This window comes from Enterobacter sp. BIDMC93 (assembly GCF_001037805.1).
Taxonomy (GTDB): Bacteria; Pseudomonadota; Gammaproteobacteria; order Enterobacterales; family Enterobacteriaceae; genus Enterobacter; species Enterobacter hormaechei_C.
Map to the genome: position 1 here is coordinate 813000 of NZ_KQ089962.1, position 15878 is coordinate 828877.

Below are 15878 nucleotides of genomic sequence, written 5' to 3' on the forward strand. Positions count from 1 at the left end.
CCGGCCCTCTCCCACGGGGAGAGGGAGAAAACATTAAAAAAGGCAACTTTCGTTGCCTTTTTGCTTTTACCTTGGTCCCGCACTCACCAGCGCAGCACCGGCCGGGGTGTCGGTATACTTCTCGAAGTTTTCGATAAACAGTTTCGCCAGCGATTTAGCCTTCTCACGCCACTGTTCCGGTGAACCGTAGGTGTTACGCGGATCCAGGATACGCGTATCCACGCCCGGCAGCGCTGTTGGGATCGCCAGATCGAACATCGGCAGCGTAAAGGTCTCAGCGTTATCCAGCGAACCATCCAGAATCGCGTCGATGATGGCGCGTGTATCTTTGATGGAGATACGTTTGCCCGTACCGTTCCAGCCGGTGTTCACCAGGTACGCCTGGGCGCCGGATGCCTGCATGCGTTTCACCAGCACTTCCGCGTACTGCGTTGGGTGCAGCGACAGGAACGCCGCGCCGAAGCAGGCGGAGAAGGTTGGGGTTGGCTCGGTCACACCGCGCTCGGTACCCGCCAGTTTAGCGGTAAAGCCGGAGAGGAAATGGTACTGCGTCTGGCTGGCGGTCAGGCGGGAAACCGGTGGCAGCACGCCGAACGCATCCGCGGTCAGGAAAATCACCTTCGTGGCATGACCCGCCTTCGATACCGGCTTGACGATGTTCTCGATGTGGTAGATCGGGTAAGAGACGCGGGTGTTTTCCGTTTTCGAGGCATCGTCGAAGTCGATAGAACCATCGGCACGCACGGTGACGTTTTCCAGCAGCGCATCGCGGCGAATCGCGTGGTAGATATCCGGCTCTGCCTCTTCCGACAGGCGAATGGTCTTCGCGTAGCAGCCGCCTTCAAAGTTAAACACGCCGTCATCATCCCAGCCGTGTTCATCGTCGCCAATCAGACGACGTTTTGGATCGGTGGACAGCGTTGTTTTACCGGTGCCGGAAAGGCCGAAGAACACTGCTACATCGCCTTTTTCCCCGACGTTCGCCGAGCAGTGCATGGAGGCGATACCGCGCAACGGCAGCAGGTAGTTCATGACCGAGAACATCCCTTTCTTCATTTCGCCGCCGTACCAGGTACCGCCGATCAGCTGGATACGCTCGGTCAGGTTGAAGGCGATGAAGTTTTCGGAGTTCAGACCCTGCTCTTTCCACTGCGGGTTGGTGCATTTCGCGCCGTTCATCACGATAAAGTCAGGGGTGAAGTCTTGCAGTTCTTCATCGGTCGGACGAATGAACATATTCTTCACGAAATGCGCCTGCCAGGCCACTTCAGTAATGAACCGTACGGAGAGACGGGTGTCGGCGTTAGCGCCGCAGAACGCATCAATAATAAACAGACGCTTGCCGGAAAGCTGATGGGTGACAAGTCCTTTCAGATGCTGCCAGGTTTCCGGGGAGAGCGGTTTGTTATCGTTCTTCCCTTTGCCCTTATCAGCCCACCACAGCGTATCGCGGGTGGTGTCGTCTCGGACGATATACTTATCTTTCGGCGAACGACCGGTAAAAATACCCGTATCGACGGCGATAGCACCAAGGTTCGTCAACACACCGCGCTCGTATCCTTCCAGTGCCGGATTGAGCTCTTCCTGATACAGCGTATCGTAATCGGGGTTGTAGACCACTTCCTGGACGTCGTGAATACCATAAGCCTTGAGATCTTGCGGGGTTAAACCATTAACACGCATATCACTGCTCCTTAGCCAATATGTACTGCCTGAAATTGTAGGGTTTTTCTGGGGATGTTAACCGCGACGGGGCTCATAGATTTACGTATCTGGTCAAAACCCTTACTAACGGAAAACGCTGCGACTCCAGTCACAGGGCGGGCAGATTATCGCAGGAATCGCTTTTTGGTTGGGGAAAATGTTCTTAAAAGGTTAATCTCTGGTGAATTTATCCAGAAGAATGTGAATGTAATCGCATACATGTAAGAAAATTACGTAAGGGTTACATTGGGAAAACGATTCAGGTCTCTTGGGTCAGCTATTTTCAGAGTTTGAGGTGGGGGCCAGAGTTTTGCTTTGATGAGACAATAGATTTTTCATGAACAAGGGATGAGAAATGGAAAACCGTGAGACGTTATCCCCTTCAACGCGCGTAGCCGTCGTGCTGGCGGGGGCTTTACAGGGCGTAATTTGCTATGTAATCACGTGGTATATCGAGTACGCAAAATTGCCATCGGATACGCTGTGGCTGATGTGTGTAGTACCTGCCACCGTGGTAATGACAACCACGTTGTCGCTTGCCATGACGTCATTCAGAAAGCCATTATTGTGGCTGTCACTCGGGATGATTGGCGCGGCAGTCGCGGGGATGGGCGGCTGGCTTAAGTGGAGCGTTGCGGGGCTGGATAACTGGGATACCAGAAATGCGGTGCTCCTTTTCGGTTTTCATCTGCTCCTGATGACGCTTCTCCTGTTGCCATGGCTTCAGCGACGCCTTGAAACCGCACCGACGGACGCTTTCTACCGCGATTTCAACGATAAAAACTGGCATAACGCGCTGACATTTCTTCTTGTTTTTGTCTCGAATGGGCTGTTCTGGCTGGTGCTTTTCCTCTGGGCTGAGCTTTTTAAACTCATTGGCATCTCTTTTTTTGATCGGCTTTTCTTTAATTCTGACTGGTTTATTTCAGTGGCGATTGGCGTGGTTTCAGTCAGCGCGGCAGTACTTGCGCGTATGCAGGTTCGGCTGATTCTGGCATTGCAAAATCTCCTTACGCTTATCGCGACAGGTTTGCTTCCACTGATGGCTGCGCTGGCGCTGCTCTTTATAGGCATATTGCCCTTCGTTGGCTTAGAGGCTGTTTCAGCACGGATCTCGGCTGCGGGCTTACTGACGACGCTGGCGCTGTTGCTGTTATTGCTGGTGACTGTCGTATGGCACCCACAACGTCAAAAGCTGCCTTACTTCTCTCCCCTGCGAGGAATGATTCATCTTGCCGTGATTATCGCTCCTGCGTATCCCGTCCTGGCGGGCTGGGCGCTCTGGCTGCGCATCGCACAGTATGGCTGGTCACCGGAGCGTCTGTACGGTGTGCTGATTACGATAGTGGCGCTGGTCTGGACGGTAGGATTCTGTCTTAGCGTACTTTTTTACCGTCGGGATCCACAAAGGCTCCAGGCTCATATCACTCCGGCTACCGGATTACTGGCGCTGATCTTCCTGGTGTTGGTCCATACACCGGTGCTTGATCCCTGGCGTATCAGCGTTGAAAGCCATATGGCGCGTTATCAGGATGGCAGAATAAACGCAGACCAGGTAAGCCTGTATATGCTCAGCAATACCGGACGAAAGGGGCGAGAGGCGATGCAAATGCTGCAAAATGATCCACAGTTTATCTCAAACCCAAAACGCCAGCGTGAAATAAATGGTCTTCTCTCCGGGAACGCTGGCGGAGCAGGTAAGATGACCGCCGTGATGCTGGAAAAACAGATCCAGCTCGCACCGGGAATGGCTCGTCCTGATAAGGCATTGTGGCAAGCCATGCTCAGCAATCAGTATCGCTTTGAGAGCTGCGATAGCGCCCAGAGTAACTGTTTACTCATGCCGCTGGATCTTAACAGCGACGGCAAGCCGGAAGCCGTGCTATTTCAATTTACCGATCGCACTATCGTGGCTTACACACAAACCAACACGGGCTGGAGGATCGCCGGGGACGCGTGGAAAATGCCGGAGGCATTGACCAGAGAAGAACTTGACCGCGCATTAAGGCAGAGGAAAGTGAAATCTGTCGTGAAACCCTGGGCGGATATTGAGATTTTTGGGGAGCGTGTCGATATGAGTTACGACAGTTACAATAATGCGCAGTGGCGTTAGTGCTTTTTCTTGCCGGGTGGCGCTACGCTTACCCGGCCTACAATTAGCAATCATATCAAAAAATTGCACAATTCATTGTAGGCCCGTGCAAGCATAGCGCCGCCGGGCAACAGGCTCAGAGCTTAGTGAACCTGCGGGTCCGCCGGAGAGGCGTTATTGCGGATCTCCGCGATATCCATGGAATTGAACACGTAGTGCGTACCGCAGTAATCACAGTGCATATCGATCTCACCGTCTTCCGCCATGATGCTGTCGATCTCTTCATCCGGCAGCGTTTTCAGGGCGCCAGCACAACGCTCGCGAGAGCAGGTGCACTTAAATTCCACATCCTGCGGATCGTAAACCGTCACTTCTTCTTCGTGGTACAGACGCCACAGCACGTCGGTCGCCGACAGGGTGAACAACTCTTCCGCTTTGATGGTTTCCGTCAGCGTTGCCAGATGCTCGAAATCATTGGTCTGCGCATCCTGCGCAGGCAGAACCTGAAGCAGCATACCACCGGCAGCAGGCTGACCATCCACTTCACCGGTGCGGATGAACAGGCGGGTTGGCAGCTGTTCGGAACGCATGAAGTAATCTTCCAGGCAGGCGGCAAGCGTGTCGCCTTCCAGACCGACAACGCCCTGATAGCGCTCACCCTCTTCAGGCGAGATCGTGATAACCAGGTAGCCATTTCCGACCAGCGTTTTCAGATCCGCATTTTCAGGGATATCGCCCTGAACGCGCGCCACGCCGCGCATCTGCTGCTGGTTATTGCCGTTGATCACCGCCAGCGACATCGGGCCATCACCCTGCAACTGAACGGTAATATCGCCAGCGAACTTCAGCGTGGCGGTCAGCAGGCTGGTGGCAACCAGCAGTTCGCCCAACAGGGTTTTCACCGGCAGCGGGTAGTTGTGGTTTTCCAGAATCTGTTTCCAGGTTTCGGATACGGTGACCAGCTCGCCGCGCACGGCGAATTGTTCAAACAGATAGCGGTGTAATTGGTCGTGTTGGGCCATTTTCATCTCTCGTGCAGGTGAGGGTTACTCGCTCTCACCGTGTTTAAATTTCATCAGATCGCGGCGCTCTTTTTTATCCGGTCGCCGGTCCGGGTGAGGCATGGTCAGCGCATTCATCTTGCGCGCCAGCGCGGTTTTCTCGCGCTTCTCTATGCTTTCGGCCGTCTCTTCATACAGCAAAACGGCTTCGGTTGCGGGCCGCCGCTGCTCGGTAATGGCTTTCACCACCACCGTTTTCTCATCGTTGCCCTGGCGAAGCGTTAGCGTGGCATTCAGTTCAACCAGCTTGCTCGGTTTGCTGCGCTGACCGTTGTAATGCACCTTTCCGCCATCAACCATTTCACGGGCAAGGGCGCGCGTTTTGTAAAAACGGGCGGCCCACAGCCATTTATCCAGTCTTACCCCATCAGCGGGTTTTTCTTTCATGGCGTCTCCTTCACGGTGAGTGAGGGGATCATCCGGCGATAGTCGTTCAGCCCCGGATGTCGCAGATAGCTTTTTTCAGCCAGGCCGGAATCCGGATTGGTCACGCCCAGACAATAGCGAATGCCAAAAGCGGCCGCAGAATCCAGAATCGGCTCGCTGTCGTCAATAAACAGCGTGCGTTCCGGCTGTAAACCGGTCTCTTCCACCACGGCATGCCACAACCGCTGATCCTCTTTCGGATAACCAAATGTGTGGGTGGAAAGCAATAAATCAAGGTGTGAAGCAAGACCGGTATGTTCCAGCTTCACGGCCAGGTTATGGGGATGCGCATTCGTCAGCAAAATGCGGCGCTTACCGCAGGCTTTCAGCGCATCCAGGAACGGGACCGTATCGTCGCGCAGTACGGCGCGTGCGCCCTGGGCGGTGGTCATGGCACAAATATCCAAACCGAGTCGCTCGCTCCAGTAGTCAAGACAGTACCAGTTTAGCGTATGCTGCACCGCGCTATATTGCGAACGAATGAATTCCTGCGCTTCCGCCGGGGAGATCCCCTGCTGTTCACCGTATGTTTCCGGGACCAGCTTTTGCCAGAAATAGTTATCAAAGGCGAGATCAAGCAGCGTGCCGTCCATATCAAGCAGGACGGTATCGACCGCCTGCCAGTCGATATTAAGATGCATAAGGGGGAACTCCAGCCAGAAGAAACGTGCGCGACAGGGTAGCACAACTTGTCGCGCAGGGACGTTATCCGATCAGGCTCTCGGAAGAGGAGATCAGTTTCGGGTTCAGGCAATTTTCGTAGTAGGCCTGGATTTCTGCCAGCCGCGTGCGGGAACGCTGATAGCGGCGTACGGCCTGATAACCGTTCCAGACAATGCACGCCAGCATTGCAATCAGCAGCAGGGATGTCCCTATATAGCGCCACAGGCCAGCGCTATCCGGCATACGGTGCAGGCCAATATGACGCGTGCCGTTGGCGTCGGTAAAGAGGGTGGTGACGATCCCTTCCGCGCTGAATGGCGTCTGCATCAGCATCTGCGCCAGACGCTGGAATTCGCTCCACTGCTCCTGGGCAGGATAGTCATAGAGCGAAACCTGCGGATAAGGTTGATCCACCAGGTCGCTGCCTTCATCGCTGGCAATCACAAAACCGCCGGGCGCGGGGCTGTTAAGCGCCTGGGCGGCACGGGTGGTTTCACGCATCACGAAGGGGGCGGTAGAGGTCGCCACCAGGTTATCCAGCGACTCGGCGCTGACCGGACGCAGAAGCACGTTCACACCGTCCAGGCGTCCCGCTTCGGCGCGTTTCACCAGCGCGTCCCAGTCTTTGCTGTTGCCGAGGTTGACCAGCGCGTTCTTCAGCCGGATACAGTCATCCTGGGCGGAACAGAGATCCTCGGTTTTCAGGACGATTTCGCCAAAGTCATCCAGCAGCACCATGCCCGACTTCTGAATAGCCGAACGCAGGGCAGGGCTGACGCGAGAATCATCATCCGGTTTTGGATGGAGCTGGCGATTAATCGTCTGGGTGAGCGCAGTGGCCTTGTTGACCACATCCGATTCCGGCAGCGGCAGCGGAGAGGCGTCATTCCAGATGATCTGAGAGCAGTCGAACGGCGCGAACGGCGAGTTCTGGCGCGTGTTCCAGGCGCCCGGCGTGTGGATATTACACATCCCGGTGCCTTTGAGGCGCAACGTATCTCCCACGCGTACACCCGCTTCTTCGAGCTGCTGTACGCTGGTGGCTTCCACAGTTTGCGCCCCTTTGATCCACGACAGGGTAAATTTAATCGGCATATCCAGCGGCACGAAGAGCAGCAGCATGACGAAGATTAACGCGGCACCACCGGCAATCACCGCGCTGCGGAGCCAGTGCTGAAGCGGGAAGTTTTTCACTTCGTCGTGCAGGGATAAGTAGCGCCCCTGGCGTACAACGTGGCGGTCGAGATAGATATCAATATCCGTTTTGTGGCCAAGGTCCTGCGCAATCCACGGCTGCCAGTGGCGCGGATAGATAAGATCGATGATCCCGAGCGAGATATTGTTGATATGTTCCTGATCGTTCTCACCGAACAGTCCCCAGCGTTTTGGGGTTCCGCGCAGGCAGTGAATTTCGCGTAATGACGTTTTTGCCGGCGGAGCAAATATGCCCCACAGCCCGGCGGCCAGAAGCAGTACTGCGCCACCCGCGAGCCACGGAACAAACACGTCCGGCGTCAGCAGGCAGATGAAAAAGAGCAGGAACGAGGCGACAATCAACACCGCTTCGCGAATGCCATCCGGGCGGCTCAGGACGTACTCTTCATGCGTCTCCTGGCGGATGTTCAGCAGTTCGATCTGCTCAGTCTCTTCACCGCGAATAGAGGCCTGCGTTCCGCTTGCGCGTTCCAGCGCAAAGCGTGGCGCTTCCTGAACATATTCGCTCAGAGTATGACCATTGAGGGAGATAACCAGCGGCAGCGTATCGGTATGGATGAGCTCGACGCTGTTTTCGTCGTTAATATACTGCTCCCAGAAGGGAGGCAGGTGCACTTCAACAGAGTCGAGATAGTAACGCCACTTGTTGGGATCGTCGGTTGTAATACCGTAGCGGGTAATGGAGCGCGTTACGCACAGAACGGTGTCACTTTGGGCGTTCAGGTTGAGCGATACGGGGGCGGCGCTGGCGCCGGTAGGGCCAGGCGAAAGCCGGGATCGGTTCAGCGTGTCGAGATACTGCTCAACGGTGCTGCGTTCCTCTGGCGAAAGCTTGCGCGTGTTTGCCCCGGCAAACGCGTTCAAAAAGGGCAGCCGATAACGGCGATGTACGCGGCGCCTGAATACCCACACCGCAATCGACGCGCAGGCCAGCACAGCAGCGAGAAAAATCAAAATGGTGCTCATGCTTTCCCCATCTTACTTATCTTCTTACAGGTGTTGTCAGTCGCACCTTTTGTACAATGAATGAGATTCTGTGGTCGGCTATCGGCAAGTATGGAGTCTAACTTGAGCATGTTGACGCGCATCCCAGTGACCGGTAATGATAACAAAGCCTGTTCCGGCGCGATATCAGCAAATTCCTGGAAACATTTCAACCTCTTGACATTTGTTTTGAAATGAGAATCGCCTACAGTTACGTTGCATAAATGTAAATAAAGAGCAATTGACATTGCCGAAACCGTGCGGCGTATCGCACAATAAAGCCAGTTCACCCAGCAAAGACCCGTCAAGATGACCAAACCCTTACAAAAGCCCACCATTCTGAATGTTGAAACCGTCGCGAAATCGCGTCTGTTTAATGTCGAAAGCGTGGATCTGGAGTTCAGCAACGGTGTGCGTCGTGTTTATGAGCGTATGCGCCCCTCCTCGCGTGAAGCGGTGATGATTGTGCCCATCGTCGACGAGCACCTGATCCTCATTCGTGAATACGCCGTGGGCACAGAATCCTACGAGCTGGGCTTCTCCAAAGGACTGATCGACCCGGGCGAAACGGTGTTTGAAGCGGCAAACCGGGAGCTGAAAGAAGAGGTCGGTTTTGGCGCGAAAGAGCTGACGTTCCTGAAAAAGCTGAGCATGGCACCGTCCTATTTCTCCAGCAAAATGAACATCGTAGTCGCGGAAGATCTCTATCCTGAATCGCTGGAAGGAGACGAGCCGGAACCGCTACCGCAGGTTCGCTGGCCGCTGGCTCATCTGATGGATTTGCTGGAAGATCCTGACTTTAACGAGGCGCGCAACGTGAGCGCACTGTTCCTGGTGCGGGAGTGGCTGAAGGGACAGGGACGTTTGTAGCGCCACCATTAAAAACGGCAACCGAAGGTTGCCGTTTTGCATTGACGTTGTAGGCCGGGTCAGGCGTAGTCGCCACCCGGCTTTTTTGTTGGCGTCAGAACAGCTCGTGCGTTTCGCCGTTATCAATCAATTCCGTACCCACCTCATGCACTGCCTGCGTGGTTGGCTGAGTGCCCTCGATGAAATACTCGGCACGGCTGTTACCGCCATTCGCGAGCTGTCCGGTACTGCGGTCGATATTCACCGTCACCACGCCCGGTGGAGGCGTTAGCGGCTGCTCTGGTACGCCCTCGAGAACGGCCTTCATGTATGCATCCCAGGCAGGTTGCGCACTCTTCGCGCCGCCTTCGTAACCGGAAATCTGATCTTTAATCGCGCCAGAGGCGGTCGTGCGCCCCAGATCGCGGCGGTGATCGTCAAAACCAATCCAGACGGAGGTGACAACCCCCGGGCCATAACCTGAGAACCAGGCATCTTTTGAACTGTTGGTTGTCCCGGTTTTGCCGCCGATGTCGTGGCGCTGCAAATCGCGGCCCGCTCGCCAGCCGGTGCCTTGCCAGCCCGGTTCACCAAAGATGTTGGTGTTCAGTGCGCTCTTAATCAGGAACGACAGCGGCGTGCTGATCACGTGCGGGGCATACTCCTGCGCGCCACTCTGGGCGACCAGCGCCTGATTGGCCTGTTCCAGCTGAGGCTGCGGCACCGCCAGATTCTGACGTTCCTGAGAGATCGCCACATCTTCCATATCCTTGTTTTCCAGGACATTGGATTTTGGCGTGTCGCCGTAAATCACCGGAATATCGCATTCAGGGCAGGCAATTTTCGGTTTCGCTTCAAACAGTACGCCGCCCTGATCGTTCTCTATTTTGCTGATGAAATACGGATCGACCAGGAAGCCGCCGTTCGCCATCACCGAGTAGCCACGCGCAACCTGGAGCGGCGTAAAGGACGCGGAGCCGAGCGCCAGAGATTCAGTATGAACGATGTTTTGCGCCGGGAAGCCAAAGCGTTGCAGATACTCTGCCGCATAATCCACGCCCATCGCACGCATCGCGCGAACCATGACCACGTTCTTCGACTGGCCAAGGCCCTGGCGCAGACGGATAGGGCCAGCGTATTGCGCCGGAGAGTTCTTCGGCTGCCAGTCAGAGCCCGCACCGGCATCCCAGCGGGAAATTGGCACGTCGTTGAGAATGCTGGCGAGAGTCAGCCCCTTATCCATCGCCGCGGTATACAGGAACGGTTTGATGTTCGAACCAACCTGACGCAGCGCCTGGGTCGCGCGGTTAAATTTGCTCTGGTTGAAATCGAACCCGCCAACCAGCGCCATCACGGCGCCGTTCTGCGGATTGATGGAGACCAGCGCAGAGTTTACGTCCGGCACCTGCGCCAGCCACCAGGCATCACCGACCTGACGCACCCAGATTTGTTGTCCGGTTTGTACGACATCGGTCACTTTACGTGGCGTAGGCCCCTGAAGGGTGTCAGAACGGTATGGACGCGCCCAGCGGACACCCTCCATGCGCAGCGAAACGGATGTGCCATCGGCCATCATCGCCACCGCTTCCTGTGGATCGGCCTGGGTGACGACCGCCGGACGCAGCGGGCCATAGGTCGGCAGCGCTTTCAGGGAATCCGTGATTTTTTTACTGTCCCATGCGCCTTCACCCACTTTCCACAGCACGTTGGACGGGCCGCGGTAGCCGTGACGCATATCGTAATCCATCACGTTATTACGCACCGCCTGCTGGGCAGCCTGCTGCACCTTGCGGGTCACGGTGGTATAGACGCGATAACCATCTTCATACGCTTTATCACCGTAGCGACTCACCATCTCCTGGCGAACCATTTCAGTAAGATACGGTGCAGAGAAAGCGATTTCCGGCGCATGGTAATTGGCGTCAATAACGTCGCTGCGCGCCTTATCGTACTCAGACTGGCTGATATAGCCTTCGCTCAACATACGCGACAGCACCACGTTACGGCGCGCGGTGGCGCGGTCCAGCGAGTAGAGCGGGTTAAACGTGGATGGCGCTTTTGGCAGGCCGGCAATGGTCGCCATTTCGCTCAGCGTGAGCTGATCGATCGGCTTACCAAAATAGACCTGAGCCGCAGCCCCTACGCCATAGGCGCGGTAGCCCAGATAGATCTTGTTGAGGTAAAGCTCAAGGATCTCGTCTTTGCTCAGCAGTTGCTCAATGCGGATCGCGAGGAACACCTCTTTGATCTTACGCATCAGCGTCTTTTCCGGGCTGAGGAAGAAGTTACGCGCCAGCTGCTGGGTAATGGTACTTGCCCCCTGAGAGGCATGACCGGAGAACAGCGCCACGCTTGCCGCACGGAAAATACCGACCGGATCGACACCGTGGTGCTCGTAAAAACGGCTGTCCTCGGTGGCGATAAAAGCCTTCACCATCACGGGTGGAATTTGATTTAAGGTCAGAGGGATACGACGTTTCTCGCCGTATTGCGCCATCAGTTCACCATCGGCGCTATAGACCTGCATAGGGATCTGAAGCCGCACATCACGAAGCGTGGCGACATCAGGGAGTTGCGGCTCGACATATTTGTACAAACCAATAATCGAGCCTGCTCCCAGCAGAATGCAACAGACTGCAAGGATCAATAAATACTTTACGAACTTCACCGGAGATTTCCCATTTGGTTTAGCCTGGGCAGTTTCTAAACAATCGCGCGGTAGTATAAAGGCAAGCCTGATTCATTGATATAGCCGTCACTCCGACGGGCGATAAGGAGATCGTGAAGCATGGCTTTTAAAACGTGGCAAACAGGCGTTCATATTCAACAGGATAAGGTGGTTGCGGTAGCGCTGACCAGAGAGCGGGCCGGATGGCGTTTACGGCGCTGGTGGGCGGTGCCGCTGTCGGACGGCGTTATCGGGGAAGGCAAAATACTTAAGCCAGAACAGCTGGTTAACGCATTACGTGGCTGGCGGAAAACATTGCCGCACTCGCATCGGGTATTTCTCTCATTTCCGGCGACGCGCGTTCTGCAACGCGCGTTGCCCCGTCCATCCGTTACCTTGCGTGACAGCGAACAGCTCACCTGGGTAGGCGCCGCATTAGCGCGTGAGCTGGAGATGCCCGCCGATACGCTCTGCTTTGACTACGCGCATGATACGTTCAGCAACACTTTTCAGGTTACCGCAGCGCAAAACAGAGAGGTCGATACCCTGTTGACGCTGGCGAACGCGCTGCGTTTGCGTCTGGCAGCAATCGCCCCGGATGCCGGCGCGCTGGCTAATCTTCTCTCTGCTGTTGCCCCCGCCCGGTGCGTCGCCTGGAGAGATCAACACCAGTGGCTATGGGCGATGCGTCACCAGTGGGGGCGGCGCTACACCACAGAAGCGGCGACGGTGAATGAACTGGCGGCGCTGCTTGCGCTTTCTCCTTCTGATATCGCCGTGTTTGATGCTGCCCGCGATCCCTGGGAAGCGGTGACGCTGTGCCAGCCGCCGTTGCCGGAATGCGGTGCTGATTACACCGTCGCCCTGGCGCTGGCCATGAGCGAGGCGCCGTAATGAGCATGCCCAATCTTTTACCCTGGCGTCGGCAGCAACGTAATCAGCGCCTGCGTTTCTGGGGGCTGCTGTTTGCTGGCTCATGGCTGGTGATGCTGGCGGGGAGTATCAGCCTGCGGGCGACGCAGACTCTCGCGTTACAGGCGTTGCAGAGCGAACTGGCCGGGACACGTGCGGTACAGAAAGTATTGAGAGCCCGTCAGCCGCAGTCAGCGGGGCAGAAAACCCCTTCGCCGCCGTCTGATCCGGCCTGGCAACCTGCGCTGGAGTCCCTTGCCAGCGCAATGCCCCGGCAGGCGTGGCTGACGGCGCTGCGTTATCAGCCACCCTCGCTGACCCTGACCGGCTATACCACCTCACTGCCAGCGCTCTCCGCCATGACCGATGCCCTGAAAAGGGTGACGGGATTTAACCCCGGACCGGCAGGCGAAATGCAACAGGATAGCCAGGGGCGATGGATGTTCTCTTTTCAACTACATAGCCGGAGGTAGCAGGTGGGTATCTGGTATCAACGCTGGACTGATGCACGTCCTTCCCGGCGCGTCCTTTGCTGGTTGATCGCATCGGGGCTTGTTGCGTGGGCAATTTGGGGACTGCTGCTCAGGCCCGCAGCTCTGCGCTACACCGATATTCAGGCGCAGGCCATCAGTGCGAAGCGAATCAACGCCTCGCTGTGGCCAGAGGCCGGACGGCGAGTAGTGGTTAGGCAAGTGACGCCCTCGCAGCCCTTTTCTCCCCTGGCTTTTCAGCGTGAGGGCGCAAGGCTGGTGTACTGGAAGCCGCAGCAGCGTGGGGGAGAGCTGGCGCTGGATGCCTCCTGGGGTGCCGTCCCGGCGCTCTTTTCCCGGCTGGCGCTTGAGAACGCGCGGGTGAGTGCGTTTTCCATCACCCCACAAGGCAAACAGTTACGCCTCAGCCTGCAACTGGAGATCGGTCATGCGCAGTAAAGCCCGTTTGCTGATCCTGCTTTCTCCACTTTTCCTGACCGGGATGCGGGATCCCTTCTCTGTACCGGAAGAGCGTTGCGCAGCCGGGCAGCTCAGCCAGTGGCGGTATCAGGGGGTAGTCAGCGGCAGCAGGGATATCGGCCTTATGCAGGACGGGCAGAAACGTTGGTACCGGGTAAAAACGCAGATGCTGTTACCGACAGGCTGGCGGGTGAGCGCGATAGATAAACAACAACTGACCGTTGATGTCGGCGACATGTGCAAGCCGAAGCGATGGACATGGCAACGAGAAGGAACGAAAAAAAGTGAAGATAGGGATAGGGCTGTTACTGGCGGCACTCAGCCAGCCCCTGTGGGCCGCGACGCCAAAACCGGTCACCCTGCTGGTGGATGATGTCCCGGTGGTGCAGATATTACAGGCGCTGGTGGCGCAGGAGGATCGCAATCTGGTGGTGTCGCCGGATGTCAGCGGTTCGCTTTCGCTGAATTTAACGCGGGTGCCCTGGAGACAGGCGCTTCAGACGGTAGTGAACAGCGCCGGGCTGGTATTGCGGGAAGAGGGCGGCATTTTTTATGTGCATACGGCGGCCTGGCAACGGGAGCAACAGACGCGTAAAGAGCAGGAGCGGGCCCAGCGTCTGCTTGACGCCCCGCTGCACTCTCACAGCATTCCGTTTGCTTATGCGGATGCAGCCGAATTGCAAAAAGCGGCAGAAAAGCTCTTAAGCCCGAAAGGCAGTCTCTCCGTCGACAAGCGCACCAACCGTTTCCTGGTCAGGGATAACCAGACGGTGGTGGATATGCTCCAGCGCTGGGCTGTGCAGATGGATCTGCCCGTCGAGCAGGTGGAACTGGCGGCGCAGATTGTGACCATCAGTGAAAAAAGCCTGCGTGAACTGGGGGTGAAATGGAGCCTCGCTGACGCAACGGAGGCCGGTAAGGTGGGTCAGGTCACGACGCTGGGGGCGGACCTGTCGGTGGCCAGTGCAACCACCCACGCAGGGTTTAACATCGGGCGCATCAACGGCAGGATGCTGGATCTTGAGTTGTCGGCGCTTGAGCAAAAGCAGCAGGTGGATATCATCGCCAGCCCGCGGCTGCTGGCATCGCACATGCAGCCGGCCAGCATCAAGCAGGGCAGCGAAATTCCGTATCAGGTTTCCAGCGGCGAGAGCGGGGCGACATCCGTTGAATTTAAAGAGGCGGTATTAGGCATGGAGGTCACGCCGGTGGTCCTGCCGGGCGGTCGCGTGCGCCTGAAACTGCATATCAGTGAAAATATGCCCGGCCAGGTGCTGCAACAGGCAGACGGCGAAACGCTGGCGATCGATAAGCAGGAGATCGAAACGCAGGTAGAGGTAAAAAGTGGGGAAACGCTCGCGCTGGGCGGGATCTTTTCGCAAAAGAATAAAACCGGACGCGACAGCGTGCCCGTGCTGGGCAACATTCCGTGGCTGGGTCAGCTGTTCCGCCATGACGGAAAAGATAATGAACGGCGCGAGTTAGTGGTGTTTATCACGCCACGTCTGGTCAGTATTCAGTAATGGGTAACGATCCCCGCAATGATTTTGCATTCAGTTTGTTGCAGATGTTTGACGTGGGGCATGAATTAGCATACAAGGAGTACCGATTTGAGTTGGACTTACGTCTTATTTCCTTATGCGCCGGGAACGGTGATTTAATCAGTTGCCAAACAAGCCGGAGTATTGAGATAATTTTTCGTCTGACTCTCGCTCTATTGCAAATGAGGTTTCAGTTCATGTCCTGCTACGCCGGGTGTCTGCGCAGCGGGGATTACCATTAACGAATAGTCTTAGTAGTACCGAAAAAATGGCAGAGAAACGCAATATCTTTCTGGTTGGGCCTATGGGTGCCGGCAAAAGCACTATTGGGCGTCAGTTAGCTCAACAACTCAATATGGAATTTTACGATTCTGATCAAGAGATTGAGAAACGAACCGGAGCGGATGTGGGCTGGGTCTTCGACGTAGAAGGCGAAGAAGGTTTCCGTGACCGAGAAGAAAAAGTGATCAACGAACTCACGGAAAAACAGGGCATTGTGCTGGCAACTGGCGGCGGCTCTGTAAAATCTCGCGAAACCCGCAACCGTCTCTCCGCCCGTGGCGTAGTGGTCTATCTTGAGACGACCATCGAAAAACAGCTGGCACGCACGCAGCGTGATAAAAAGCGCCCGTTGTTGCAGGTTGAAACACCGCCACGTGAAGTTCTGGAAGCTTTGGCCGATGAACGCAATCCTCTGTACGAAGAGATTGCTGATGTGACCATTCGTACTGACGATCAAAGCGCTAAAGTGGTTGCAAACCAGATTATTCATATGCTGGAAAGCAACTGATTCTGGCTTTATATACACTCGCC

General features: G+C 56.0%; 14 protein-coding genes. 8 read left to right on the plus strand and 6 right to left on the minus strand.

Going from position 1 to position 15878, the window contains the following annotated elements:
• Nucleotides 1–66: 66 nt before the first annotated feature.
• Nucleotides 67–1683, minus strand: a complete 1617-nt coding sequence (gene pckA / locus SK58_RS03735) for a phosphoenolpyruvate carboxykinase (ATP) (RefSeq protein WP_048219394.1) — start codon at nt 1681–1683, stop codon at nt 67–69.
• A gap of 376 nt (nt 1684–2059) precedes the next feature.
• Between pckA and SK58_RS03740 the strand changes: the two genes are divergently transcribed.
• Entirely contained in the window at nt 2060–3817 is a 1758-nt protein-coding gene (locus SK58_RS03740) for a DUF4153 domain-containing protein (RefSeq protein ID WP_047733072.1), read from the plus strand.
• A 122-nt stretch (nt 3818–3939) separates the two neighbouring features.
• Here the strand turns inward: SK58_RS03740 and hslO are convergent, their stop codons facing one another.
• From hslO to SK58_RS03760, 4 genes are all read right to left on the minus strand, one after another.
• Nucleotides 3940–4818, minus strand: coding sequence for an Hsp33 family molecular chaperone HslO (gene hslO / locus SK58_RS03745; RefSeq protein WP_023304550.1), 879 nt, complete (start codon nt 4816–4818; stop codon nt 3940–3942).
• A 24-nt stretch (nt 4819–4842) separates the two neighbouring features.
• Nucleotides 4843–5244, minus strand: coding sequence for a ribosome-associated heat shock protein Hsp15 (gene hslR, locus SK58_RS03750; protein ID WP_017693863.1), 402 nt, complete (start codon nt 5242–5244; stop codon nt 4843–4845).
• A complete protein-coding gene (yrfG, locus tag SK58_RS03755) occupies nt 5241–5924 on the minus strand; it encodes a GMP/IMP nucleotidase (protein WP_000550486.1) in 684 nt (227 codons plus the stop codon). Before yrfG ends, hslR begins: the two co-directional genes overlap by 4 nt.
• Nucleotides 5925–5988: 64 nt before the next feature.
• Nucleotides 5989–8127: an intracellular growth attenuator family protein gene (locus tag SK58_RS03760; RefSeq protein WP_017384151.1), complete on the minus strand. Its 2139-nt coding sequence runs from the start codon at nt 8125–8127 to the stop codon at nt 5989–5991.
• A 327-nt stretch (nt 8128–8454) separates the two neighbouring features.
• Here SK58_RS03760 and nudE point away from each other — a divergent pair, with 327 nt between their 5' ends.
• Nucleotides 8455–9015 carry an ADP compounds hydrolase NudE gene (gene nudE / locus SK58_RS03770; RefSeq protein ID WP_003861622.1) on the plus strand — a complete coding sequence of 187 codons (561 nt, stop codon included), beginning with the start codon at nt 8455–8457 and terminating at the stop codon, nt 9013–9015.
• Between the two features lie 94 nt (nt 9016–9109).
• Here nudE and mrcA read toward each other — a convergent pair whose 3' ends face one another.
• Nucleotides 9110–11662, minus strand: a complete 2553-nt coding sequence (gene mrcA, locus SK58_RS03775; protein ID WP_017693864.1) for a peptidoglycan glycosyltransferase/peptidoglycan DD-transpeptidase MrcA — start codon at nt 11660–11662, stop codon at nt 9110–9112.
• A 120-nt stretch (nt 11663–11782) separates the two neighbouring features.
• Between mrcA and pilM the strand changes: the two genes are divergently transcribed.
• From pilM to aroK, 6 genes are all read left to right on the plus strand, one after another.
• Nucleotides 11783–12556 carry a pilus assembly protein PilM gene (gene pilM, locus SK58_RS03780; RefSeq protein WP_017693865.1) on the plus strand — a complete coding sequence of 258 codons (774 nt, stop codon included), beginning with the start codon at nt 11783–11785 and terminating at the stop codon, nt 12554–12556.
• Nucleotides 12556–13047, plus strand: a complete 492-nt coding sequence (locus SK58_RS03785) for a PilN domain-containing protein (protein ID WP_045339141.1) — start codon at nt 12556–12558, stop codon at nt 13045–13047. The genes pilM and SK58_RS03785 overlap by 1 nt, the downstream gene beginning before the upstream one ends.
• 63 nt (nt 13048–13110) lie before the next feature.
• Nucleotides 13111–13503, plus strand: coding sequence for a HofO family protein (locus SK58_RS03790; RefSeq protein WP_230683378.1), 393 nt, complete (start codon nt 13111–13113; stop codon nt 13501–13503).
• The gene (locus SK58_RS03795) at nt 13493–13897 is read left to right on the plus strand and encodes a HofP DNA utilization family protein (protein WP_048219398.1); all 405 of its coding nucleotides are present in this window, start codon (nt 13493–13495) and stop codon (nt 13895–13897) included. Before SK58_RS03790 ends, SK58_RS03795 begins: the two co-directional genes overlap by 11 nt.
• On the plus strand, nt 13809–15047 hold the full coding sequence (hofQ, locus tag SK58_RS03800; RefSeq protein ID WP_048219401.1) for a DNA uptake porin HofQ: 1239 nt from the start codon (nt 13809–13811) through the stop codon (nt 15045–15047). The genes SK58_RS03795 and hofQ overlap by 89 nt, the downstream gene beginning before the upstream one ends.
• 286 nt (nt 15048–15333) lie before the next feature.
• Complete coding sequence (aroK, locus tag SK58_RS03810; RefSeq protein WP_003861630.1) at nt 15334–15855, plus strand: shikimate kinase AroK; 522 nt, start codon at nt 15334–15336, stop codon at nt 15853–15855.
• Nucleotides 15856–15878 lie beyond the last annotated feature (23 nt).

What these genes read in the sequence shown, in the direction of transcription:
- SK58_RS03785 (WP_045339141.1), top strand. Translation starts at nt 12,556, where the DNA reads ATGAGCATGCCCAATCTTTTACCCTGGCGTCGGCAGCAACGTAATCAG.
- aroK (WP_003861630.1), top strand. Translation starts at nt 15,334, where the DNA reads ATGGCAGAGAAACGCAATATCTTTCTGGTTGGGCCTATGGGTGCCGGC.
- SK58_RS03740 (WP_047733072.1), top strand. Translation starts at nt 2,060, where the DNA reads ATGGAAAACCGTGAGACGTTATCCCCTTCAACGCGCGTAGCCGTCGTG.
- pilM (WP_017693865.1), top strand. Translation starts at nt 11,783, where the DNA reads ATGGCTTTTAAAACGTGGCAAACAGGCGTTCATATTCAACAGGATAAG.
- SK58_RS03760 (WP_017384151.1), bottom strand. Translation starts at nt 8,127, where the DNA reads ATGAGCACCATTTTGATTTTTCTCGCTGCTGTGCTGGCCTGCGCGTCG.
- SK58_RS03795 (WP_048219398.1), top strand. Translation starts at nt 13,493, where the DNA reads ATGCGCAGTAAAGCCCGTTTGCTGATCCTGCTTTCTCCACTTTTCCTG.
- hslO (WP_023304550.1), bottom strand. Translation starts at nt 4,818, where the DNA reads ATGGCCCAACACGACCAATTACACCGCTATCTGTTTGAACAATTCGCC.
- yrfG (WP_000550486.1), bottom strand. Translation starts at nt 5,924, where the DNA reads ATGCATCTTAATATCGACTGGCAGGCGGTCGATACCGTCCTGCTTGAT.
- hslR (WP_017693863.1), bottom strand. Translation starts at nt 5,244, where the DNA reads ATGAAAGAAAAACCCGCTGATGGGGTAAGACTGGATAAATGGCTGTGG.
- nudE (WP_003861622.1), top strand. Translation starts at nt 8,455, where the DNA reads ATGACCAAACCCTTACAAAAGCCCACCATTCTGAATGTTGAAACCGTC.
- pckA (WP_048219394.1), bottom strand. Translation starts at nt 1,683, where the DNA reads ATGCGTGTTAATGGTTTAACCCCGCAAGATCTCAAGGCTTATGGTATT.